This is a genomic window from Cohaesibacter haloalkalitolerans (genome assembly GCF_003574655.1).
GTDB lineage: Bacteria > Pseudomonadota > Alphaproteobacteria > Rhizobiales > Cohaesibacteraceae > Cohaesibacter > Cohaesibacter haloalkalitolerans.
The window spans coordinates 351,185-373,105 of record NZ_QNUM01000004.1; the positions used below are offsets into that span (position 1 = coordinate 351,185).

Sequence of the window (21,921 nt, forward strand, 5' to 3'; positions counted from 1 at the left end):
CTCCGGCAGCCTGACAGCCCCAAGAGAGGGGACTTGGAACCGTCAGGCCGTCGGCAGCATTGAACATGCTACGGGGAAATTATGACCGCGTCGGAGCCTTGTCCGTCAGCCATGCATGGTCGAAACGGAACACGGAAGCGCGCGGATGGATATCATAGGCGGCAACCCAGGTCCGTTTGGCACCCAGCACATCAAAGAAGGTCGGGATGATGGATGGAACACCCTCATACTGAAGCTTCTGGGCTTCGGCATAAAGCTTGGCGCGGGTCGCTTCGTCGGCGGTGACACGGGCGGCGTTGACCGCCTTGTCAAAGTCCGAATTATCCCAGCGCGTTTCGTTCCACGCAGCATCGGAGGTGTAGAGCAATTTGAAGATACCGTCTTCGGTCGGCTGCATGTTGTAGAAGCCAACGTAGAAATTGCCCTTCTTCCAGACCTGATCCAGATAGGTGGCGTGTGGCATCGTCTGGACTTCGATGTCGAAGCCAGCCGGTTTGGCCATTTCGCGCAGGGCAACGGCGAGCTGCGTGCGCAGGGCCGGCTTTTCAGAAGCCACCAGCGTAATCTTGATGCCATCGGCATAACCGGCATCAGCCAGCAGCTGCTTCGCCTTCGCGATGTCCGGCTTGCGCGCGGGCTGCTCGGAGAAGAAGCGATAGGCGTTGTTGATCGGCGTGTCGTTGCCTGCCGTGCCGAAGCCCTCGGTCACGAACTGAATCATGGCTTCACGATCCACGGTCAGGGCAAGGGCCTGACGAACGCGCGGATCATCAAACGGCTTGACATCGCACCGCATGTTGACGTTGCAGAACTGGCCGGAAGCGACGCGCTGCAGGTCGACACCATCGGTGCCATCAAGGCGCATATACTCAGTCGGATCAAGGGTGGAAATCAGGTCGATCTCACCAGCAATGAGCGCGGAGCTCTCTGCGGTGGAATCCGGATAGACATTCAGCACGACCTTGTCGAGATAGGGGCGTTCCGGATCATAATAGTCCGGGTTGCGTTCAACCACGACCTGACGGTCCGGCTCGAAGGAAACCAGCTTGAACGGGCCAGTGCCAACAGCTTCGCTGGAGAGTTTGTCAAGGCCACTCTCGATGATGGCGGCAGGAACGATCTTGGCGTTCATGTAGGCTGTTGCTACCGGCATGTCGGCATAGGGGCCAGAGAGCTTGAAGACGACGGTGAGCTCATCCTTGGCAACGACGTCCTCGATCGGCCCAACGTTCTTGCGGCCGGGAGAGGCGGTATCCGGATTGAGGATTGCCTTGTAGGAAGCGACCACGTCAGCTGCGGTCAGTGCAGAGCCATCGTGGAACTTGACGCCCTTGCGCAGGATGAAGGTCCATTCGGTCAATTCTTCATTGGCGCTCCAGCTTTCAGCCAGATCGGCTTCCGGGCTCATGTCCACCTTGAGGCGGGTCAGGCCGCTGTAAAGCAGTTCGGCCAGCATGTATTCCGGGTTGACGCGGACAAGCAGCGGGTTGAGCACGCTGGTAGCCTGATCAATGGCCACACGCAGGGTGCCGCCTTTTACCGGAGCCTGCGCAAAGGCGGGCATGGAAAGAGAAAGGGTCGCCGAAGCTGCCACAAAGGCAGTTCCGAGGAGAAAACGTCTGCGGGTTGTTTCAAGCATTGGTGGTTCCTTCTTGAAGTGATTTTTGGCTGATATTCTTATTTTTGATCCGGATTCATATCCGGTTCGAAGTCTGCTGCCAGATAGGACAGCACGCTCTTGGCAAGCGCGATGATATCTGGCGAAGTTGTATGTTCGTCCGGGCCGTGGACATTGCTGGAAGGCCTCCCCAGCCCTCCCAACAGAATTTCCTGCATCACACCGGCCTGCTGGACATATCCGAAGTCCGAACAACTTGCGGCGCCCCATTTGGCAAAGTCCTTCTTGCGATAGCCAAACCCTGCGCTAAGCGCCTTCTGCCAACGTGGCCAGTGGGCACCGTCCGGGTCTGCTGTCGGGGTCAGATGGGATGTCTGCTCGATGCCATAGGTGATCATGTCGAGATCATCGAGAGCAGCATGAATGCATGCCTCGATCTCTGCACGGGCGTCCGCGTAGGTCTCTTCAGGCGCATAGCGCCGCCCGATCAGCAACTCGAAACGCCCCGGCACCTGCCCCGGCGCCGTCCCGCCATTGGCGGCGGCAATATAGAGCTGGGGCCGCAAGGGACCGTTCGCACCGGGAGCCGGCGCCAGTTTCGAAGCGCGCGCACCAACTTTTTCCTTGAGTGCCATGAGTGCATTCATCAGCGGGATGCTGGCTTCAATGGCATTGGCTCCTGCCCCGCTGCGGTTACCGTCACCCGCATGTACGGGCACGCCGCGAATGGTCAGCGTAAGTGCAAAGACACCAAAGCACCCGGCCCAGACGCGCGGCGCCGCAGAACCGTTGAAATTGAGAATATGCCCCTTGAGATAGCCCTGTTCCGCCAGATAGCGGATACCCGGATAGAGGCCGGATTCCTCATCGGTGCAAAACAGCAGCATCGGGTCATAGGCAAGCGGAACAGCATGATCCTTGGCCACCTTGAGCGCCAGATAACAGGCAGCCATGGTGCCCTTCATGTCCGCAGCGCCTAGTCCATAGAGCCGATCGTCCATCTTGGTCATGGCAAATGGCTCGAAGGTCCAGCCCGGTGCAACGGGAACCGTATCGACGTGGAAATAGAGCCCACAGACCGGCTTGCCCGTTACACGCTCACCAATAAGATTGATCCGTTCGCCAGACGCCTTGCCCGATCGGGTCTTCCAGAGACCTTCGGGCACCGACACCCGTTCGAAACCGAAAGACAGCGGTTCAAACAGCGATTGCGCCAGATCCGCAAACGCTCCATAGCCCTCTCCCGGAGGGAAAGTGGTATCGACAGCGATCATCCGAGCCAGTGCATCCTCTGCAGAATTGACAGACTTCTCAATGGCTTCAAATGCCGGTTGCAAAGCTTGATGCGAGCGTAGAGAGTAACTTTTGTCTGACACCTTGTTGCCTCTGGATAGTGGACGGCGACGAATGTTTTCTATAAACTATATAGAAATATATGCGAGCAAAAGAGATAGATTGTCAATATGAAAGATGACGAGACACTGATGGCCCTGTTCCCCCAGGCGACGCAGGAAGATGATTTTTCACCGTCCATGGCTGACCGGGCCCAACCCCTCTACCTCGTGGTCAAGAGACAAATCTTTGATGCTATCATGATGGGGAAATGGCCCGCTGGCACCGTCTTGCCCAGCGAAGTCGAACTGGCGCGGATGCTGCGCGTCTCTGTCGGAACCATCCGCCGGGCCCTCAGTGAGCTGACCAATGAAGGCATGCTCAGCCGCCGTCGCAAGACCGGCACTGTGGTAACTGGTCGCACCCCCCAGCACAGCCTGCGCTTCTTCTTCCAGTATTTCCGTCTGCACGGACTGGACGGATCCCTGCAACATTCGCAGGCCAGAAACCTGTCGCTGGTTTTCGGAGAGGCGACGGATATCGAATCAGAAAACCTGAGCGTCGAACCAGCCACCCCGGTGATGCGCCTGTCGCGTGTGCGCAGCGTTCACGACAAGCCCGTGATGGTGGAAACCGTAACGATGCCATCGGGCCAACTGGCCGATTTCCCGCGCAATGTGGAAGACGTCCCGGCCCTGCTCTATCTGTATCTGCTTGAGCATTACGACATTCGCATCTCGGCCGTGCGGGAAAAGATCGCGGCGGAACTGGCCAATGAGGATGACCTCGTCCATCTGCAACTGGAAGCCCCGAGCGCCGTCTTGACGATCGAGGAAGTGGCCTATGATCAGACCGGCACCCCGGTGCTGTTCACCAAACACCGGGCGACCACCCGCAGCCATCGCTACATCAACGAATTGCAGTAGGTCGTCGCAGCGCAACAGGCAGAGAGCACTTACTCCTTGGCCACCAGAACCTGCCTGATGTCTTCCAGCCGCCTTGTCTGCCGGTTCCCGGCATCGAAATTGTCAGCGGCCAGCCATAGCTCGAATGCCTCTTTGAGGAGAGGCCACTCCTTGTCGATGACCGAGAACCAGGCCGTGTCCCGCGACCGGCCCTTGTAGATGATCGCCTGTCGGAAAATGCCTTCGAAGCTGAAGCCAAGCCGTTCCGCAGCCTTGCGTGATGGCGCGTTGAGGCTGTCGCATTTCCATTCATAACGACGATAGCCAAGATCCCCGAAGACATAGCCCATCAGCAGAAACTGCGCCTCGGTCGCTGCTGTCTTCTGTTTGAGCAAGGGAGAGAAGGCGACGTTGCCAACCTCGATCACGCCATTGGCCGGATCGATTCGCATCAGCGAGAAGGTGGCAACAGCCTTGCCTAGCGCCAGATCGATGATGGCATAATGTTTGGGATCCGGGCTTTGGGCCGCCGCTCGCAGATAGGCATCGAACCCATCGCGACAGAGAAACGGACCACCGGTCATATAGGTCCAGTCGCGGCCGTCTGGCGCCGTCGCATAAGCCTCATAAAGATCACGTCCATGCCGGTCGGCATCAAGTGGCTCCAGCCGACAATACTGGCCTTTGAGCACGACATCTCCGGGGCGTGGGCGAGCCGACCAGTCCGGCAGGGCATCACCGATCGGTTGTCCGTATTGATTGACCGTCATCTTGAGAACTCCCCGTTGGCAACACACTGCTTTGGCGCAACCATTCTTGCGGCTCATGCGCGGCATAGTAAGGCAGAATGGCGAAAACAAAAGACCCTTTCTCCCCTCACCCCCAGAGGAGAGCCGGTCACATCACCAAGCGCTTTGCGGGATGGGCGCACAGCGACTGAATTAAGATGAGAGGTCTTGTTTGCGGGCACAGGATAGCGGCCCTTCAGCCGGGGTAAAATGCAAAATTAGGCCGCCAAATTACAAAGCAGGCAGCGGCGATGATCCCATCCCCTCTTTCCTGCCGCATGGGGGCCGTCAGCGAGCCTCGAGAGCCAGCCTTTCGACCAGAAAATCCAGTTCCTGCTCCAGTTGATCACTCTTGAGACCGATAAAACGCCCTTCCATGCTGAAAGTCACCATCCCGTGCACGGCAGCAAAGCAGGTCCTGCTGCGAACAGACAACATCTCGGAGCCAAGCTGCGGATTGAGCGCCGCGATTTCCTGCCCGATCAGGTCCAGCAGTTTGACATTCTGCGTTCTGTGCTCTTCGGGAATGCTCGTATTGCCGGGAAGGTGATGATCAAACAGCCCACGCCAGAGGTTCGGTTGCTCAACCGCGAAATGCAAATAGCTGCGGGCCAGAATTTTCAACCGATCAAGCGGCGACCCCGGCTCCCGGATGGCCTCGACCATTCGTTGCCGTATCTGGTCGAGCGTCAGACTGTTCACCGCAATGATGAGCGCATCCACGTCAGGATAGTGCTTGTAAACGGACCCGACCGAATATCCCGCCTTGGCCGCAATTGTCCGGATCTGCAGGGCCTTCAGCCCTTCCTCCTGCATCAGCGACACAGCCGCTTCCAGCACTCGCCGCCCCGTCTCCAACCTTTTGGCCTCTTGTACGCCCGCCATCAACCACGCTCCGATTTGAAAATTGAACAATGTTCATTTTTAATTTGACTTTGCCAGAGAGATATGGCTTTGTCAAATAGTGAACAATGTTCATTTTCATAGCACCCCAACCACAAACCGGAAAGGCAACGATCATGCAGACCAACAGCATCAAGCATTCGGAAAGCTGGCACATCTTCACCATGGTGTCCTTTGCCATCGCAGTCGCAATGATGGCAGGCGGCATCTACTTCCTCGAAGCCAGCTTTTCCGCCAAGGGCTTTTACGCAATGGCAGCCATCATGCTCGTCCACACCTCCATCACCCTGACAAAGACATTGCGAGACAGGGAAGAGGCGGACAAGCTGCATAACCGGATAGAAGACGCCAAAACCGAAAAACTGCTGATGAATGCAGGTCCGTCCGATTGATCACAACCGCCCCGGAGCCATTGGCGGGAAAAGCCCCTGATGGTCACAATCACAGAAATTACAAGGCTGTCCCGACAGCCCGACTTTTTCAGGGAAAGAGATTATGTCACAGTCATTGATGAAAAACCGGCGGTTCGCCCCTTTGTTCTGGACGCAGTTCCTGTCCGCCTTCAACGATAACTTCCTCAAGAATGCTCTGGTTTTCCTGATCCTGTTCCGGGTATCGGACGGCTCGGCCACGTTCATTTCTCTGGCAGGTGGCATCTTCATTGCCCCCTTCCTGTTCCTGTCTGCTCTCGGGGGCCAGATCGCGGACCGCCACGACAAGGCTTCCGTTGCGCGAAAGTTGAAGCTGGCCGAGGCCGGAGCCGCCGTGTTGGCTGTCGGCGGCATGGCCCTGCATTCAATCCCGGTTCTGTTTGTTGCCCTGTTTCTGTTCGGCCTGATTTCCGCGCTGTTCAGCCCGATCAAATACGGCCTGCTGCCGGACCATCTGGAGCCTTCCGAGTTGCCCGCCGCCAACGCCTGGGTCGAGGCTGGCACATTTCTGGCCATTCTGGGTGGCACCATCGGTGCGGGCCTGCTGTTCACACAAGGGGCTGCAACCGTGATATTCGGCCCGGTGATGATCCTTCTGGCGATCGGCTGCTACGGCTTCAGCCGCTTCATTCCGGCCACGGGAATCGCAGCCCCCGATCTCACGATCGATCGCAACATTCTGGCGTCAACCCGCAATATCCTGCGCGACCTCTACCGCGAGGAGCGTCTGTTCAAGGCGGCGGCAATGAACAGCTGGTTCTGGCTGACGGGTGCCATCATCATGTCGATCCTGCCGATATTGGTGAAAGACATTCTTGGCGGCGGAGAGCTGGCTGTGACCTTCTTTCTGACCGTCTTTGCCCTGTCCATCGGTATCGGTTCGTCCCTTGCGGCCTGGTTGAGTTCGGGTCGGGTCAATCTTCTTCCCGCCCTCATCGGCACCGCTCTGATCGGCATCCTCTGCTACGATCTCTACACTGTGCTCGATGGCCTGCCGACCTTTGCCCCCGTGGAAAACCTGAGCGACTTTGTTGTCCGGCAAGGTGTCCTCCACGTGGCCTTCGATCTGGCTGGCCTTGCAATCGCCGGAGCGCTGCTGGTCGTCCCCACCTTTACCGCGCTGCAGACTTGGGCCAGGCCGGAACGCCGCGCCCGCACCATTGCCGGTGCCAATGCACTTGGCGCGGCCGTAATGGTTGTCGGGTCACTGTTGCTTGCCATCGCCCAGAACTTTGGCGCTTCGGTCGCCAATGTTATGCTGGCGCTGAGCGGCCTCAACGCACTGGCCCTGCTCGTGATGATCAAACTGACACCAACCAGCCCCTTCCGCGACCTTGTCTCGATCATCTACCGCTGCTTCTTCCGTATGGAGATCAAGGGCCTCGAAAATCTCGAGAAGGCGGGCGAAGCCCCGATCCTCGCCCTCAATCACGTCAGCTATCTGGATGCCGCAGCAGCGCTGACCCTCACCGACAAGGCCCCAACCTTCGCCATCGACTATCAGATTGCCAGAATCTGGTGGGTACGTCCCTTCCTCAAGCTTGCCAATGCCCTGCCGATCAACCCGGCCAAACCGATGGCGACACGGTCCCTGATCAAGGTGGTCGAATCCGGTGAACCCATGGTGATTTTCCCTGAAGGCCGTCTCACTGTCACCGGTTCCCTCATGAAGGTCTACGATGGGGCCGCGATGGTTGCCGACAAGACCGGAGCAAAGGTCGTCCCGATCCGCATCGATGGACTGGAACGCACCCCCTTCTCCTATCTTAACCCCAGCCAGATCCGCAAAAGCCTCTTTCCCAAACTCAGGATCACCATTCTGGAGCCTCGCAGCCTTTCAGTCGACGCAGCCCTCAAAGGCAGAAAGCGCCGCGTGGCAGCAGGCACCAAACTATATGAGATCATGTCAGACCTGATGTTTCACACGTCAATGAATGAAAACGCCACGATCGTTGAGCGGATCATCGAAACAGCGCACGAACGAGGCATGTCCGGCCTAGCCCTGCAGGATCCGGTCAGCGGCAACCTCTCCTACAACAAGCTGCTGACGGGAACCAATGTTCTGGCGAGAAAATTCTCTCACCTTCTGGCAACGGAAGACACGGTCGGCGTGATGCTGCCCAACGCCAATGGTACGGTCGTCACCACCCTCGCCCTCATGTCAGCAGGCAAGGTGCCTGCCATGATCAACTTCTCTGCCGGTAGCAAGAATGTGCTCTCGGCCTGCCAGACCGCCAAGGTCACCAAGGTGCTGACCTCCCGCGCCTTCGTCACGCAGGCCAAGCTTGATGGTCTGGTTGCAGAAATCGGCAAGGAAATCGAGTTCATCTGGCTCGAAGACATCCGTGCCGGCATTTCCATCCTGGAAAAGATCCGTGGTTCTCTGGGCCGCAATCGCCCACTGACCAGACGTTCCATCGACGACGTGGCCGTCATCCTGTTCACCTCCGGTTCCGAAGGTCGCCCCAAGGGCGTGGTGCTCAGCCACCGCAACATATTGGCCAATGCCACCCAGGCCGCCGCACGCATCGACTTCACACCGACCGACAAACTGTTCAACGTGCTGCCGATGTTCCATTCCTTCGGGCTGACCGCTGGCACCATTCTGCCACTGGTCTCGGGCGTTCCGGTCTATCTCTACCCCTCGCCCCTGCACTATCGCATCGTGCCCGAACTGATCTACGCATCGAACGCAACGATCCTGTTCGGCACGGACACATTCCTGTCCGGTTATGCCCGCACCGCCCATGCCTATGACTTCCGCTCGCTGCGCTATTGCTTTGCCGGTGCGGAGCCGGTCAAGACCTCAACCCAGATGACCTATATGCAGCGTTTTGGCCTGCGCATTCTGGAAGGCTATGGCGTCACCGAAGCCGCCCCCGTCATCGCCATCAACACGCCGATGTTCAACAAGGCTGGCTCCGTTGGCAAATTCATGCCCGGCATCGAATACCGGCTTGAGCCGGTGCCGGGGATCGACAACGGCAAACGCCTGAGCATTGCGGGGCCGAATATCATGATGGGCTATCTGCTGCATGACCGGCCCGGCCAGTTGGTGCCGCTGGAAGGCGGCTGGCACGATACCGGCGATATCGTCGATATTGATGACGAGGGGTTTGTCACGATCAGGGGGCGTGCCAAGCGCTTTGCCAAGATCGGCGGAGAAATGGTTTCTCTGGCAGCGGTCGAGGAACTGGCCGGTGAATTGTGGCCTGGAACCCTGTCTGCCGTTGCCAGTGTCAAGGATGACCGCAAGGGTGAAAAGCTGGTGCTGATCACCGAACGGCCAGACGCCACGCGAACGGAGTTCCTCGATTTTGCCAAGCAGAAAGGCGCGCAGGACCTGATGATCCCTGCCGATGTCCGGGTGGTCTCCAAGGTTCCGGTTCTAGGATCGGGCAAGCTCGACTTCGCTGCCATCAACAAGCTCGTTGAGGATCTGGAGCAGGGAAAAGCCGCCTGACCAAATAGTCTTGGCCAGAGATCGGAGTATGAAAAACCGGCACCGCAAGAGCAAGAAAGACTGCTTGCGGTGCCTGGATCATCGTTCGGCGCCAATATCAGCCCCCTCAACAGGCCTGAAGCAAAACGCCTCACAGATCACATGTCAAACAGATAGAAGCCGAGAAGGCCCAGAATCCCGAAGAAGATCACATAGAACGCGAGGATGCTGAGCACGGACTTGCTGAAAGCCTTGTCCAGTTCACTCAGCTTGTCCTTGCCAAAAATCTGAAGAAAATCGCTCTTGGACAGTTTTCCATGAACATTCGTTGCGCCCTTTTCACCCGCAGACAAAAGGCAAATACCATGTTTCGACACGGGAACATGGAACAAGGCACCACATCGATATCCAAACCAATAACCGGACAGATCTGGGTCGGTTACCATTCCGACCAACCTGTGGCCAATCCCCTTGATCGTCACGAAACGTCCCGAATCCTGCTGGAGCGTTGCGTTGAGGGCATCAATTTTTTCCCGCTGGTTCATTACAGTGTCTTGCATGCTCTTATTATCCATTCTCGTAATAATAATGACTTGTGGTTTCAAATAATTGCCCGCCAATGGATCCAATATGAACTTTGGCTTCCGTGGCAGAATAAGCGAGGGCCGGAAGGGCTTGACGTCTCATTTAACAATGACACCCGCCAATCGGCCCGATCTCGTTCCAGACAAGGACTTCACCCCGGCGCCCCACTGCAATCAGGGCATTGCCAGAACAACGCTGGAACATTGCTTCATCGAAAGTGATGGATTGTCCGGGATCAGAAACAGGTTTTCTTGAACACCATCTTCTCCACATTTCTATTCAGAAAAATTATCAGTAATATTCCGTACAGTCAATTTTCGCCATACGCACAGCGACAGCTTCTTGAGCATAAACCAGCCAATTTTTTCTTTGCGCGGTCAGCGCTCATAAAGCGCAACCATATCCCTTGCCACATCCGCCATCGCCTTGCGCAACTCCACCGGTTCCAGCACCTCCACCTCGCGACCAAGACGCAGGAACTCATAGACGGCTTGCTCCTTTGTGCCGCTTGGCAGCGTGACGGTGCGCCAGCCATTGGCGTCCGGTTCTGATGCCTCCATATGGGCGCGTCCATAGGCCGGGCTGATGCCTTTGAGGATGTGGAAACCCAGTTCGGAAACCCGCACAGTGGCCAGATGCGGATACATCTCCCGTTCCAACCGCTTCGCATTCTCCTGCCAATAGGAAGCCAGATCAAAATCAGACGGCCGGGTGAAACTCTCCGTTGTCACTTCCAGTGACTGGATGCGGCTGACACGGTAGGTTCTGACAGAGCCTTCCGTCAGCGCAGCCATATACCAGGCCCCGTTTTTCAAGATCAGGCCAATGGGGCGGGAAATGCGGGCTTTTTCTGCATGCCAGCTCCGGTAGGTCATGCGAATGACGAGACTGCGCCAGACTGCATCGGCGATCTCCCGGATAAAGGGTGGCTCTTCGGGTTCATCGAACCAGGCCGATGCATCCAGATGGAAGCGCTGGCGCATTTCCTCGGCCCCTTTGCGCAGGCTTTCCGGCAAGGCCACAACAAGCTTGTTTTGCGCGGCAGCCAAAATGGACCCAAGCCCGAGAATGGCGGCAGGACCGGACATGCCGGAAAAGACCAGCGCCTCGGCCTCCTCTGGCGACATGCCATTGAGACGGACACGATAGCCATCGAGCAGTCTATACCCCCCTTCAGGGCCGCGCTCGCTGTAGACCGGAATGCCCGCAGCGGCCAACGCATCAATGTCACGATAGATGGTTCTGAGAGAAACCTCGTTCTCCTCGGCGAGCCGCGTGGCTGTGGCGTGGCCTGCGGCTTGAAGCGTGGTCAGAATATTGATGAGGCGGCTGGCGCGCATGGATAACTCTCCCTTTTGCACATTACCTTAAACAAACCTGACAGGATTTGACAGGTATGGCCGCGTATCTTGTGGTCCTTATCAGAAAGCCCATTCGAACCCCGATCAAACGAGACGACGCCATGACCACAAAGACAGATCTCACCTTTTATCATTGCCCACAAACGCGCTCGACCACCACGCGCATCATCCTTGATGAGCTTGGGGTCACATATGACATGCACGTGATGAACTTGAAGGCCAAGGAAAACCGCCAGCCCGACTATCTCAAGATCAATCCTCTGGGCAAGGTGCCAGCCATCAAACATGGCGAAACGATCATTACCGAACAGATCGCCATTGCCATCTATCTGGGGGATCTTTTCCCCGAAGCAGGTTTGGCACCAGCCATGTCCGAGCCGGACCGTGGCACCTATTTGCGCTGGCTGGTCTATTATGCTGCCTGCTTCGAGCCTGCCTTGATCGACAAATCACAGTCACGAGACCCCGGCCCGGAAACCATGGCCGTCTATGGCAGTTATGACCAGATGGTCAACGTGCTGGAAACCGCCCTGTCGCATGGTCCCTATGTACTGGGAGAGCGCTTCAGCATCGCCGATCTACAATGGGGATCTGCCCTGCACTGGACAATGATGTTTGGCCTGCTGCCGGAAAAACCGGTTTTCACGGCCTATCGAGACCGCATCATCGCACGCCCGATCTTCCAGCGTGTCCTGCAGGATGAACAACGTCTGGCAGAGGCCTTTCCAACCGATGCGAGCCAGAGCTGACGCCTGCCTCACCCGGCCTTTCACCAGTCAAACAGATACGGCCCCGGAGCTGTCGAGCACCGGAGCCGTATGAAAGACGCATCCTATTTGAGCGTCCATGGTCAGCAGGGCCGGGACGGATCAGGCCGTCAGGGCCAGCGCACCACCACCGAGCAGAACCTGTACAAGCAGGGCAACGGCCCAGAAAGCGGGATATTCCCAGCCGCCATTTGCGTTCGTGAACCAGAAACCGTTTTTGCCGTGTGCAAGAATGGCAGCGCCAAGCAGCGTCGGGATCAGCAGCAGAGCAACCAGGCTGGTCTGGAAGCCAAGGATCAGGGCAATGCCACCGAGGGTTTCAGCAGCAATGGTCAGATAGGCAAACCAGCCCGGAACACCCAGCGATGCAAAGAAGCCAGCGGCACCTTTAGGCGTGAAGATGAAATATTTCAGATAGGCGTGTGCCAGAAAAAGGCCACCAAGCGAGACCCGCAGCAACAGGGCGGCAAGGGCGATAGCGTTTTCAGAACCGGCTCCAGCGAAGCCAAGGAAATTGGAAGAAAGGTCGATCATTTGTTTTGTCCTCATCATTGCCGCAGGTCGCGGCGTTTCGTTGAAGCAAAGATAGACCTTTCCAATTAAGATTGAAATGTTGAAAGTAAGGAATTACTATCTTCATTTCATACTCAATAAAGGACATCAAATGAAGTCCGTTGCGAGCGCCATACGATCTGCTCGATTCAGAAGATCACGAGATCCGGCGAAAACTGGTAGAGCCAGGTTTCCGTCAGGGGCTTGCCATCCAGTGACATGTACATTCTGAGATCGGCAAGCTCTCCGGGCATGATTTCCAGATCGAAACTGGCGCGCCAAACATTGCCGTTTGGCACCGGTTCGCAGAAGGCCCGGCTTACAGAGCCTGCACTGGTGGTCACATTGACATCGGGGAATACCCCGTATGGGATCTGGGTCATCACTGGCGGCCGGTCAAATTCTACGGCGAACTTGTACACATTGGCCGGGCGCGGCTTTCCGGGCTGGCCACCACGCCCGATGCGGGTTGCTATTGTCTGGGCAACATTGGTTGCCTCATAGGGCTCAGTGTTGAGCCAATGCAGCTTGTAATGCAGGCTGTAGCTTTTGCCCGCAACCGCCGGGTCGGCAGGAACCCAATAGGCTCCGATATTGTCGTGTATCTCGTCGTCGGTCGGGATTTCGAGCAATTGCACGGCACCCTTTCCAAGAGGGCTCAGAGGCTCGACCCACAGGCAGGGGCGGCGGTCGTACATGACGCCGTCACGGAAATGATCAAAATTGCGATCCCTCTGCAGCAGGCCAAAGCCTTGCGGATTATCATCCGAGAATGCCGAGATGCGCATCGAAGACGGATTATTGAGCGGACGCCAGATGCGTTCACCCGAGCCGGTCCACATGGCAAGACCGTCGGAATCGTGAACTTCCGGACGCCAGTCCTTCAGCCGCTCGCGACCATACTCGCCATACCAGAACATCGATGTCAGGGGCATCAGACCAAGGCGCTCGATATCCTTGCGCAGGAACAGCGCGGCCTCCACTTCCATCGTCACTCCCTTGTCACGGTCAAGACCGCGCCAGAGCTTGAACCGATAGGCACCGGTGATGCTGGGGCCATCAAGAAGCGCACACACAACGACCGGAGCATTTGGGTCCGATTGCTCTGCGATGTAAAACTCCGTGAAGTCGGGAAACTCCTCGCCGCTTGAGGGAACCGCCGCATTGATCAGGGCGCCACGGGCAGAGAGGCCATATTGTCCCGCAGCCCCGATGGCACGGAAATAGGATGCGCCAAGGAAGGCAACCCAGTCCTGATGATCCCAGTCATCGGCCTCATGCCATTCCTGCAGCCGGAAACCAGCAAAACCTGCATCGGATGGCAACTGGCGAGCGGGGCTATCTTCCGGCATCTCGAACAGATCCGGGTTATAGGCGATCAGCCGTGCCTTGTCGCCTTCAACCAGGTGCATCTTGACCCGCTTGGTGAAATACTGCCCAAGATGGAAGAACTCCAGCGGATAGGCCGCAGCGCCCTCGGTATCCGGGCTTCCGGAGAACAGCGAACGCTGGGGCTTGAACTTCAGCTTTCCATGCTGCTCATAGTCGATCTGCTGAACGATTTCCGGGCGCGGGCGATAGGGCGCTTCATAGTCGACCCCGGCCATGGCGCGCGCACGGTCGATCAGAGCTTCATAGGAAAATGGCTGTGTGTCTTCAGCTGCCAGACTATAACGCAGGCTGAATGGCATGGTGGCAAAGCTGGCAGCCAGAGCGGTGTTGCGCAGCAGGGTTCGTCGACTGAGTGTCATGGTGCCCAAGATCTACTATGCGATGGTGAGTTGTTACGATATGCCCCTCGCAGAAAGGCATGTCGGTTTCGGGAAACTGCGCCGGGTGATTTGGCAAATCCGGCAAGCCAAATCACTATCGGGAAGAAGATGATAAAAATTGGTTTCCAAGGTTCCCGGCACACCACAAAGCAGGATTCAAAAAGCGCGCTGCCCACCATTTTCTCCAAAGAGCCGCAATATGCATGGATCGGTGCCGGTTGCCATTAGCCTGCTATCGTGTTGCGTTAAAATAGCGATCTAACAATACAGGAACGTAAAATGAGGGCATCATCATAGCCATATCCCAATCGTCGTTGATACCGAATGTGATCTTGATTGCCGTTAAAAAACAAGCAGGCATGCCGCCATGGCCAGCTTTTGCCAAAATGAAAAAAGCTTCCCATCGTTCGCCGACTGTTAGAGGTTCAAAGCATCGAAAGTGCATGAGATGCAAGTTGATATACGCATAATTGCAATCTAAAAGTCTTGGAAATGATCATGGAGAGCGTAGAGTGCTCTGAGATCTCGCCGGACAAACGGCCCCGGGTTTCGGACAAAGGCCCGATACACCCACCGCATGAAACACATTGCATAATCCAGGAAAGCGTGGACATCGTGAGTTCCAAGATAAAGCATCAATACGTGTCACCAAGCTTTCTGGAGCTGTTTACTCCAAAGCTCATCACCGTTCTTCGGGAAGGCTATGGCCTGACGCATCTGAGAACCGATGCCATTGCCGGATTGACAGTTGCCATTGTCGCCCTGCCCCTGTCCATGGCCATCGCAATTGCTTCGGGAGCGTCCCCCGCCCAAGGCATCTACACGGCCATCGTGGGTGGCTTTTTCGTATCTCTGCTTGGCGGATCACGGTTTCAGATTGGCGGCCCTGCCGGAGCCTTCATCGTGCTGGTCGCCGCCACCGTCGCCGCCCACGGAATGGAAGGGCTGATACTGGCCACTTTTCTATCCGGGATCATGCTGGCGCTGGTCGGCCTTTTCCGCCTTGGAACATTCGTCAAATATATTCCCTTTCCGGTGACCGTCGGCTTTACCGCAGGGATCGCCGTCATCATCTTTGCCAGTCAGCTCAAGGAACTGTTCGGTCTGTCCCTGGCCCACGAGCCGGGAGAATTGCTCGGCAAGCTTGAGGCACTGTGGATGGCGCGGTCAAGCGTGACGCCGGACGCCATTGTCGTATCGGTCGGAACAATCGCCGTGATCCTTGGCCTCAAGACATGGTTCCCTCGCTGGCCGGGCATGCTGATCGCAGTGATACTGGCATCCCTCATCACAGCAGCGCTGGCGCTGCCGGTTCAAACCATCGGCACCAAATTCGGCGGCATCCCGTCAACCTTGCCAATGCCGAACCTTCCTGCCCTGTCATTGAGCAAGGTCATCGCGGTCCTTCCTTCCGCCATTTCCTTCACCCTTTTGGGAGCCATTGAATCCCTCCTCTCCGCAGTGGTCGCCGACGGCATGACCGGACGGCGCCACCGCTCCAACTGTGAACTGGTGGCCCAGGGCGTTGCCAACATTTTCTCCTCCTGTTTCGGGGGCATCTGTGTGACGGGCACCATCGCTCGAACGGCAACCAACATTCGCTCCGGAGCCCATGGCCCGGTTGCAGGCATCCTCCATTCCCTGTTTCTCCTGTTTTTCGTTCTGGTGGCCGCACCACTTGCCTCCTACATTCCCCTTGCGGCTCTTGCGGGAATTCTGGCGGTCGTGGCATGGAACATGATCGAGAAGCCGGCAATCGCCATTCTGCTCCGCTCTGGCAGAGGCGAGGCAACGGTTCTGCTCGCGACCTTTTTCCTCACCATCTTCAGAGACCTCACCGAAGCGATTGTGGTTGGTATCGCGCTTGGCTCCCTGTTGTTCATCCAGCGCATGAGCCGCTCCACGGCCGTGACCACACAGACACCCTTTATGCCCAGAGACGAGGCAGACAATGCCCATCCGCGCGGGGATTATCATGAGGAAGCCGCAGAGAACCGCGACGTCGTGGTCTACCGGATATCCGGGGCGCTCTTCTTCGGAGCAACCGCATCAATTGGCTCGGTTCTGGACAGAATACAGGATCAGCACCGGGCGCTGATTGTCGATTTCTCGGCGGTTCCGTTTCTTGATTCAAGCGGCGCCAACATGATCGAAGGGTTGGCTCATAAAGCCCACAAACAGGGCATTGCCTTGTGGCTGACAGGAGCCAGCCATGACATCCGGCGGTCCTTCATCCGGCACGGCATCCGCAAACCACTTGTGCGATATGCAGCAACCATAGATGAAGCATTGAAGGCGGCAGATCGCACAGGCTGACAGATCCGACAACCACAAAGAGAAGTCGGCATGACACGCCTGTGTAGAACAGAGATTGTAATTTCTATGTAGAAGAGTATCTTTTTATAGAACTCTCATGAATAGAAATCAGATTCTCTGTGCCAGAATATTTTGCTCATACCGGCAATGATCCTTGCAAAAAGGATTGGCAGCCTCTTTCGGTGCATCTCAACAATGTTGCTCACATGGCAAGGCTGTTGGCTGTCTCTGCAAGAGTGGAGGAGGCAGCCTTTCTTGCCGGTCTTCCCGCGAAGAAAACACTCAGCTCTCGGCTGGAAAAGCCCCTTGGCTTTCGAGAGAAAAGCAGCCTAAATGAGTACACGCAGCGGAACCGTGACAGGTCCAGATTGCAAAAGCTACAGAATTGGACATGGAGGAATGATCCGCCGAATCCAACCAGAAGATATGGCCACTCAAGTGTTATCTGTCTGGAAACATCCCTCTTTTCCCATGCTAAATGGAAATCAGGAGGGTCTCTTGAACAACCGGTTCACGATGAACCTGCGAGAACTTCGTTACAGAGGCGGCCCGAAAATCTATAGCATTGTTTTCATTGAGGAAAGGATGGTGGGCGTAACTGGGATTGAACCAGTGACCCCTACGATGTCAACGTAGTGCTCTCCCGCTGAGCTATACGCCCATCCTTGGTCGGCTGCGTCACTTGCAGCCTGTGCGGTGAGAAGGCTTCTACCGCCCTGAAAGAGGGATTGCAACCCCCCTTTTATCATTCTGTCATGAAAGAGCCGAGAAGCTGTGAAAAACCTTCTGCGGCTTCCTTCCTGTCGCCGTTTGGCGAACAATGTCGGCCACTTAAGCGGCCAGCATTTTCCCGACTTCGTTGACCAGATCTCTCAGGTGGAACGGTTTGGAGAGAACCTTGGCGTCCTTTGGCGTGTTGCTGTCCGGATTGAGCGCAACGGCTGCAAAGCCGGTGATAAACATCACCTTGAGGTCCGGATCCAGTTCCGTTGCCCGACGGGCCAGTTCGATGCCATCCATCTCCGGCATCACGATATCGGTCAGCAGAAGCGTAAATGGCTCCTCTCGCAGGCGATCATAGGCGCTTTTCCCGTTGTCGAACGAGACGACTTCATATCCCGCATTCTGCAACGCGCGCGCCAGAAAACGGCGCATATCATTGTCATCTTCAGCAAGCAAAATCTGCGACATGGTTTCTTTTTCTCCAGCCCGCTGGCGGGCATCTTTCGGCAAATTCGTCTCAACCCTAACTCGGGATACAGTGACTTACCATACAAGGCCCTACGAGTAAAAATCCGGTGAACCAAACGGCATTTCAACCACAGTCTTGTTCATTTGGCCGGAATTCCGCCCATTTTCCCTGTAAGGAACGCTCCCAATTTAGATAATATTGAAATACACTTCCCTGACAAGAGAGAAGATAAGCCGAATCAGGTTTTTGACTTGCAATTCGGCATCAATCCGGCAGAATCGCAAGATAGTGGCATAAAGCCGTAAGCGCCCTTCACCGGAAGGCAAGGGCAGTCGCAAGACCCCGCAACCGAACATAAGACAGAGAAAACGTTGAGCCCAGAACAGTTTCAGCCCACAGACATACTCGATGAACCCTTCTGGATCGAGCGACCTGAGCAGCAGCTGGCCCCGTTCCTGTTCAACTCTCCCCATTCCGGCCGTTGCTACACCGCCGACTTCAAGAATTCCAGCCGCCTGACCGAGCTCGAACTGCGCAGCTCGGAAGATTCCTATATCGATCTGCTCTATGCCAGGGCGCCGTCCTGTGGCGTGCCCTTGATGGCGGCCAATTTCCCGCGCGCCTTTCTGGATCTCAATCGGGAGCCCTATGAGCTGGATCCAATCGTCTTCAGCGATCCCCTGCCCTCCTATGCCAAAACATCCGGCGCTCGCGTTGGCAGCGGCCTTGGCACCATCGCCCGCATCGTTTCCGAGCGCAAGGAAATCTATCGCCACAAACTGAGCCTGCAAGAGGGTCTTGACCGGATCGAGACTCTCTACAAGCCCTATCATCAGGCCTTGCGACGGGAACTGGCGCTGGCGCATGTCAATTTCGGTTATGCCTGCCTCATCGATTGCCACTCGATGCCGTCCCGGGTGTTCCAGAATGCCAACCCGAACAATCGTCCGGACATCGTTCTGGGTGATCGCTTCGGAACCAGTTGCCATCCTTCACTGATCAACTCGGCCAAAAGCATTCTCGGCCATCTGGGCCTCAGGGTGGAAATCAACCGGCCCTACGCCGGTGGTTTCATCACCCAGCACTACGGGCGCCCCATCAAGGGACTGCACGCCTTGCAGATCGAAATCGATCGCAGCCTCTACATGAATGAAGAAACGTTTGAGCCCCTGCCCCATTTTGCCGAACTCGTTGAGTTGCTCGGTCGCTTCACGGACATGCTGATGCAATGCGCCAGTGATGCCCTCTACCCGACAGCGGCGGCGGCTGAGTAGCCCGACCTAGCCTTCCCCCTGTCTGCCACCAGACGCGCGCCTGCCTTCAAACTCAGGCGCGAGGTTACCCTCAGGCACCTTCTTGGAAGCAACTGTTTTCACAAAGAAAAAAGGGCCGCTGCAAGCGGCCCGAAAAGTCTAAGGAGGAAACGCCCAGCAAGGGCGGCGGGAAAAATGTTCCGCAAGAACACTTTCGCATTTACACAAAAGATAGTCAAACAGGCACTGCACAATATTTAATCACACACTAGGCCAAACTTTAAGAATTCCCTCGCCTGATTAGAGCCACTTCAAGCAAGAGGTTGAAACTGATATGTATTTTCCCGCAATCCCCGACAAATCCGTGATTAATTATTAGTGTGCACAATTTTTAGGCTCACATATTTTTCTTCTGATTCTGCCAGAATTTTCACCACAGGGACCCAAAGAATTACGTAATTTTACGCAATTTCTTTCGATTTCAAAGGCAGCCTCCCCAGACTCACCCCAATATGGCAGTTTGTCCAACCGACGCCCTCAGACCTCAGTCTGGCGCTTTCGCCCCAACCAAGGCACCAAACCTCAAATGCGCCTTGCCTTGCGCAATACCGGAACGGCAGCCTTGACAACGCCCCGGCGTGCGGTTTCTAGTGAGGCCAAACAGAACACCTGCCCGAAGGACTTTCCCATGTATTTTGCCAGTGACAACTGGGCCGGAGCATCCGAGCCCATCATGAACGCCTTGGCGCGGCACAGATCCGGCTTTGAGCCCGCCTATGGCGAAGGAGCCCTGAGCGAGGCGATTGAGAAGAAGTTTCAGGAGATCTTTGAAACCGACTGCACTGTCTTCGTCGTCGCCACGGGAACGGCAGCCAACGCGCTGGCCCTCTCTGCACTCACAGGCCCGGCGGGCACGGTCTTCTGTCACAAGGAAGCCCACATCCGGGTTGATGAATGCGGTGCTCCGGAATTCCTCACCTCAGGCGCCCGCATGTGGGGAATTGACGGCAAATATGGCAAGCTCGATCCGGCAGCGCTGGCAATCGGCTTTCAGGAAGTGCCGCATGGGGTCGTGCACCACGGTCAGCCCAGCGCTGTTTCGCTGACGCAGGCAACAGAAGTCGGCACTCTCTACAGCATCGACGAAATCACCAGCCTCACGGCACAGGCCAAAAGCAATGGTCTTGCCGTGCATATGGATGGTGCCCGCTTTGCCAATGCGCTGGTCTCATTGGGTGTCACGCCCGCTGAAATGACATGGAAGGCCGGGGTCGACGTGCTGTCCTTCGGGGCCACGAAAAACGGTGCCTGGTGTGCCGAAGCGGTGGTCTTCTTCAACAAGGATTATACGCGCGACTTCATGTATCGCCGCAAACGGGCCGGGCAGCTGTTTTCCAAGATGCGCTTTGCGGCTGCCCAGTTCGAGGGCTACTTCGAAAATGACCACTGGCTGGACAATGCCCGCCATTCCAACGCCTTGGCCGCCCGGCTCGCTGATGGCCTCAACGCCCTTGACCATAGCCGCACCGCCTGGCCCTGCCAGTCAAACGAAGTCTTTGCCATCGTACCAAAGAGCAAGGCCAGCGCCGCAGAAGCTGCGGGTGCCGTGTTCCATAGCTGGCCAACCTTCGGCCTTGCACCGGAAGACTGCCCGGCAGAAGACGAATGTCTTTTGCGTCTGGTCACATCCTTTGCCACCACGAGCGAGGATGTCGACAGCTTTCTTGACTGCATGAAGTAGCAAGGCCAGCGGCCACCTTTGCGACGGACCGCGCAGCAGGTACGGATAACAAAAAAGCGCTCGACCTTGCGGAAGAGCGCTTTCCTGTGAGAGTGACTGCCGGAAGAAGCGGCATCAAACGAGCTTCCCCCGACACTCGATCTTGGGACGAAGAAGCGTGGGTAGCCTGTTAAAGGCAACCAGTCGCGCCCGGCCGCGAAAGCCGGGCAGCAATGTGTCGGAGATTAATGCGTTGAGCCTTCGATCACGGTTGGATCGTTTTCCTTGCCAGAGGAGCGGATCTCGATCTGGCGCGGTTTCATGGCTTCCGGAATCTCGCGTTTGAGATCGATGTGGAGCAGGCCATGTTCCATGCTTGCCCCTTCAACCAGCATGTAGTCGGCGAGCTGGAACTGACGTTCAAATGCACGGGACGCGATACCGCGGTGCAGATAGTCCTTGTCCTTCTCGGTTTCATCGACAACCTTTTCACCGGTTACCTTCAAAGTGTTCTGTTTCACTTCGATGGTCAGATCCTTTTCGGAGAATCCGGCAACGGCCATCGAGATCCGATAGGAATTCTCGGCCAGACGTTCAATGTTGTAAGGTGGGTAGCTTGGAGCGCTGCTATCCGGGCCGGTTACGGAATCCAGCATCGAGAAGAGCTTGTCGAAACCGACGGTAGAGCGATAAAGCGGGGTAAGATCATAGCTACGCATGATAAAGTCCTCCTTTGAGCGACAAATGTGCGTTCTTTGCGGTGCCCCTTCCCCCGTTCTGTGGCAGGAAGGGAATGAAGCCGGAGCCATCTGGCCTCCGACACCAATCGATATGGAAATGCGCCCGGAGCATTTCAAGACCTTCCTGAAATTTTCTCAAAAATGGCAGAAATATGCCAATAAGAGCAGGCCGCCACACAATCGCCATGTCCTTGAACTCGACATGAACAGCACCTTCCGAATGGGTTCATATGGCTCTTGCTAA

17 protein-coding genes and 1 tRNA gene are annotated in these 21,921 nt (G+C 56.4%); 7 read left to right on the plus strand and 11 right to left on the minus strand.

The genetic code is table 11. The features are described 5' to 3' along the window. Positions 1-79: 79 nt before the first annotated feature. A complete protein-coding gene (locus DSL70_RS12200) occupies positions 80-1,639 on the minus strand; it encodes an ABC transporter substrate-binding protein (RefSeq protein ID WP_119308198.1) in 1,560 nt (519 codons plus the stop codon). Positions 1,640-1,677: 38 nt separating this feature from the next. Next, positions 1,678-2,892 carry a M20 family metallopeptidase gene (locus DSL70_RS12205; protein ID WP_119308379.1) on the minus strand — a complete coding sequence of 405 codons (1,215 nt, stop codon included), beginning with the start codon at positions 2,890-2,892 and terminating at the stop codon, positions 1,678-1,680. A 189-nt stretch (positions 2,893-3,081) separates the two neighbouring features. Here DSL70_RS12205 and DSL70_RS12210 point away from each other — a divergent pair, with 189 nt between their 5' ends. After that, positions 3,082-3,876, plus strand: a complete 795-nt coding sequence (locus DSL70_RS12210) for a GntR family transcriptional regulator (protein WP_245418196.1) — start codon at positions 3,082-3,084, stop codon at positions 3,874-3,876. A gap of 29 nt (positions 3,877-3,905) precedes the next feature. On the opposite strand, the gene DSL70_RS12215 is transcribed toward DSL70_RS12210, so the two are convergent. Together DSL70_RS12215 and DSL70_RS12220 are read right to left on the minus strand one after the other, a co-directional pair. After that, positions 3,906-4,625, minus strand: coding sequence for a GNAT family N-acetyltransferase (locus DSL70_RS12215; RefSeq protein WP_119308199.1), 720 nt, complete (start codon positions 4,623-4,625; stop codon positions 3,906-3,908). Between the two features lie 306 nt (positions 4,626-4,931). Continuing rightward, the gene (locus tag DSL70_RS12220) at positions 4,932-5,528 is read right to left on the minus strand and encodes a TetR/AcrR family transcriptional regulator (RefSeq protein ID WP_119308200.1); all 597 of its coding nucleotides are present in this window, start codon (positions 5,526-5,528) and stop codon (positions 4,932-4,934) included. A gap of 134 nt (positions 5,529-5,662) precedes the next feature. Between DSL70_RS12220 and DSL70_RS12225 the strand changes: the two genes are divergently transcribed. Next, positions 5,663-5,938 carry a YiaA/YiaB family inner membrane protein gene (locus DSL70_RS12225; protein WP_119308381.1) on the plus strand — a complete coding sequence of 92 codons (276 nt, stop codon included), beginning with the start codon at positions 5,663-5,665 and terminating at the stop codon, positions 5,936-5,938. Between the two features lie 103 nt (positions 5,939-6,041). After that, entirely contained in the window at positions 6,042-9,440 is a 3,399-nt protein-coding gene (locus tag DSL70_RS12230) for an acyl-[ACP]--phospholipid O-acyltransferase (RefSeq protein ID WP_119308201.1), read from the plus strand. 137 nt (positions 9,441-9,577) lie between these two features. On the opposite strand, the gene DSL70_RS12235 is transcribed toward DSL70_RS12230, so the two are convergent. Next, on the minus strand, positions 9,578-10,024 hold the full coding sequence (locus DSL70_RS12235; RefSeq protein WP_162916644.1) for a hypothetical protein: 447 nt from the start codon (positions 10,022-10,024) through the stop codon (positions 9,578-9,580). Between the two features lie 357 nt (positions 10,025-10,381). After that, complete coding sequence (locus DSL70_RS12240; protein WP_119308203.1) at positions 10,382-11,344, minus strand: helix-turn-helix transcriptional regulator; 963 nt, start codon at positions 11,342-11,344, stop codon at positions 10,382-10,384. A gap of 122 nt (positions 11,345-11,466) precedes the next feature. Here DSL70_RS12240 and DSL70_RS12245 point away from each other — a divergent pair, with 122 nt between their 5' ends. Continuing rightward, the gene (locus DSL70_RS12245) at positions 11,467-12,114 is read left to right on the plus strand and encodes a glutathione S-transferase family protein (protein ID WP_119308204.1); all 648 of its coding nucleotides are present in this window, start codon (positions 11,467-11,469) and stop codon (positions 12,112-12,114) included. A 120-nt stretch (positions 12,115-12,234) separates the two neighbouring features. Here DSL70_RS12245 and DSL70_RS12250 read toward each other — a convergent pair whose 3' ends face one another. Both DSL70_RS12250 and DSL70_RS12255 read right to left on the minus strand, forming a co-directional pair. Then, complete coding sequence (locus tag DSL70_RS12250) at positions 12,235-12,666, minus strand: DoxX family protein (protein ID WP_119308205.1); 432 nt, start codon at positions 12,664-12,666, stop codon at positions 12,235-12,237. Between the two features lie 167 nt (positions 12,667-12,833). Beyond that, complete coding sequence (locus DSL70_RS12255; RefSeq protein ID WP_119308382.1) at positions 12,834-14,435, minus strand: OpgD/OpgG family glucan biosynthesis protein; 1,602 nt, start codon at positions 14,433-14,435, stop codon at positions 12,834-12,836. Between the two features lie 633 nt (positions 14,436-15,068). Between DSL70_RS12255 and DSL70_RS12260 the strand changes: the two genes are divergently transcribed. Continuing rightward, positions 15,069-16,772 carry a SulP family inorganic anion transporter gene (locus DSL70_RS12260; RefSeq protein ID WP_425359361.1) on the plus strand — a complete coding sequence of 568 codons (1,704 nt, stop codon included), beginning with the start codon at positions 15,069-15,071 and terminating at the stop codon, positions 16,770-16,772. A 586-nt stretch (positions 16,773-17,358) separates the two neighbouring features. Here DSL70_RS12260 and DSL70_RS12265 read toward each other — a convergent pair. Together DSL70_RS12265 and cpdR are read right to left on the minus strand one after the other, a co-directional pair. Then, positions 17,359-17,433 (minus strand) — tRNA-Val (locus tag DSL70_RS12265). Between the two features lie 170 nt (positions 17,434-17,603). Next, a complete protein-coding gene (gene cpdR / locus DSL70_RS12270) occupies positions 17,604-17,963 on the minus strand; it encodes a cell cycle two-component system response regulator CpdR (RefSeq protein ID WP_119308384.1) in 360 nt (119 codons plus the stop codon). A gap of 372 nt (positions 17,964-18,335) precedes the next feature. Here cpdR and DSL70_RS12275 point away from each other — a divergent pair, with 372 nt between their 5' ends. Together DSL70_RS12275 and DSL70_RS12280 are read left to right on the plus strand one after the other, a co-directional pair. Beyond that, entirely contained in the window at positions 18,336-19,238 is a 903-nt protein-coding gene (locus DSL70_RS12275) for an N-formylglutamate amidohydrolase (protein WP_119308206.1), read from the plus strand. Positions 19,239-19,905: 667 nt separating this feature from the next. Further along, positions 19,906-20,958, plus strand: coding sequence for a threonine aldolase family protein (locus DSL70_RS12280; RefSeq protein WP_119308385.1), 1,053 nt, complete (start codon positions 19,906-19,908; stop codon positions 20,956-20,958). Between the two features lie 224 nt (positions 20,959-21,182). On the opposite strand, the gene DSL70_RS12285 is transcribed toward DSL70_RS12280, so the two are convergent. Beyond that, complete coding sequence (locus DSL70_RS12285; RefSeq protein WP_119308207.1) at positions 21,183-21,656, minus strand: Hsp20 family protein; 474 nt, start codon at positions 21,654-21,656, stop codon at positions 21,183-21,185. Between the last annotated feature and the right edge of the window lie 265 nt (positions 21,657-21,921).

Bases quoted from the DNA above. Each gene is read 5' to 3' on its own strand.
- DSL70_RS12240 (WP_119308203.1), bottom strand. From the start codon at position 11,344: ATGCGCGCCAGCCGCCTCATCAATATTCTGACCACGCTTCAAGCCGCA.
- DSL70_RS12280 (WP_119308385.1), top strand. From the start codon at position 19,906: ATGTATTTTGCCAGTGACAACTGGGCCGGAGCATCCGAGCCCATCATG.
- DSL70_RS12250 (WP_119308205.1), bottom strand. From the start codon at position 12,666: ATGATCGACCTTTCTTCCAATTTCCTTGGCTTCGCTGGAGCCGGTTCT.
- DSL70_RS12230 (WP_119308201.1), top strand. From the start codon at position 6,042: ATGTCACAGTCATTGATGAAAAACCGGCGGTTCGCCCCTTTGTTCTGG.
- DSL70_RS12205 (WP_119308379.1), bottom strand. From the start codon at position 2,892: ATGATCGCTGTCGATACCACTTTCCCTCCGGGAGAGGGCTATGGAGCG.
- DSL70_RS12210 (WP_245418196.1), top strand. From the start codon at position 3,082: ATGAAAGATGACGAGACACTGATGGCCCTGTTCCCCCAGGCGACGCAG.
- DSL70_RS12225 (WP_119308381.1), top strand. From the start codon at position 5,663: ATGCAGACCAACAGCATCAAGCATTCGGAAAGCTGGCACATCTTCACC.
- DSL70_RS12200 (WP_119308198.1), bottom strand. From the start codon at position 1,639: ATGCTTGAAACAACCCGCAGACGTTTTCTCCTCGGAACTGCCTTTGTG.
- DSL70_RS12285 (WP_119308207.1), bottom strand. From the start codon at position 21,656: ATGCGTAGCTATGATCTTACCCCGCTTTATCGCTCTACCGTCGGTTTC.
- DSL70_RS12245 (WP_119308204.1), top strand. From the start codon at position 11,467: ATGACCACAAAGACAGATCTCACCTTTTATCATTGCCCACAAACGCGC.
- DSL70_RS12255 (WP_119308382.1), bottom strand. From the start codon at position 14,435: ATGACACTCAGTCGACGAACCCTGCTGCGCAACACCGCTCTGGCTGCC.
- DSL70_RS12215 (WP_119308199.1), bottom strand. From the start codon at position 4,625: ATGACGGTCAATCAATACGGACAACCGATCGGTGATGCCCTGCCGGAC.
- cpdR (WP_119308384.1), bottom strand. From the start codon at position 17,963: ATGTCGCAGATTTTGCTTGCTGAAGATGACAATGATATGCGCCGTTTT.
- DSL70_RS12220 (WP_119308200.1), bottom strand. From the start codon at position 5,528: ATGGCGGGCGTACAAGAGGCCAAAAGGTTGGAGACGGGGCGGCGAGTG.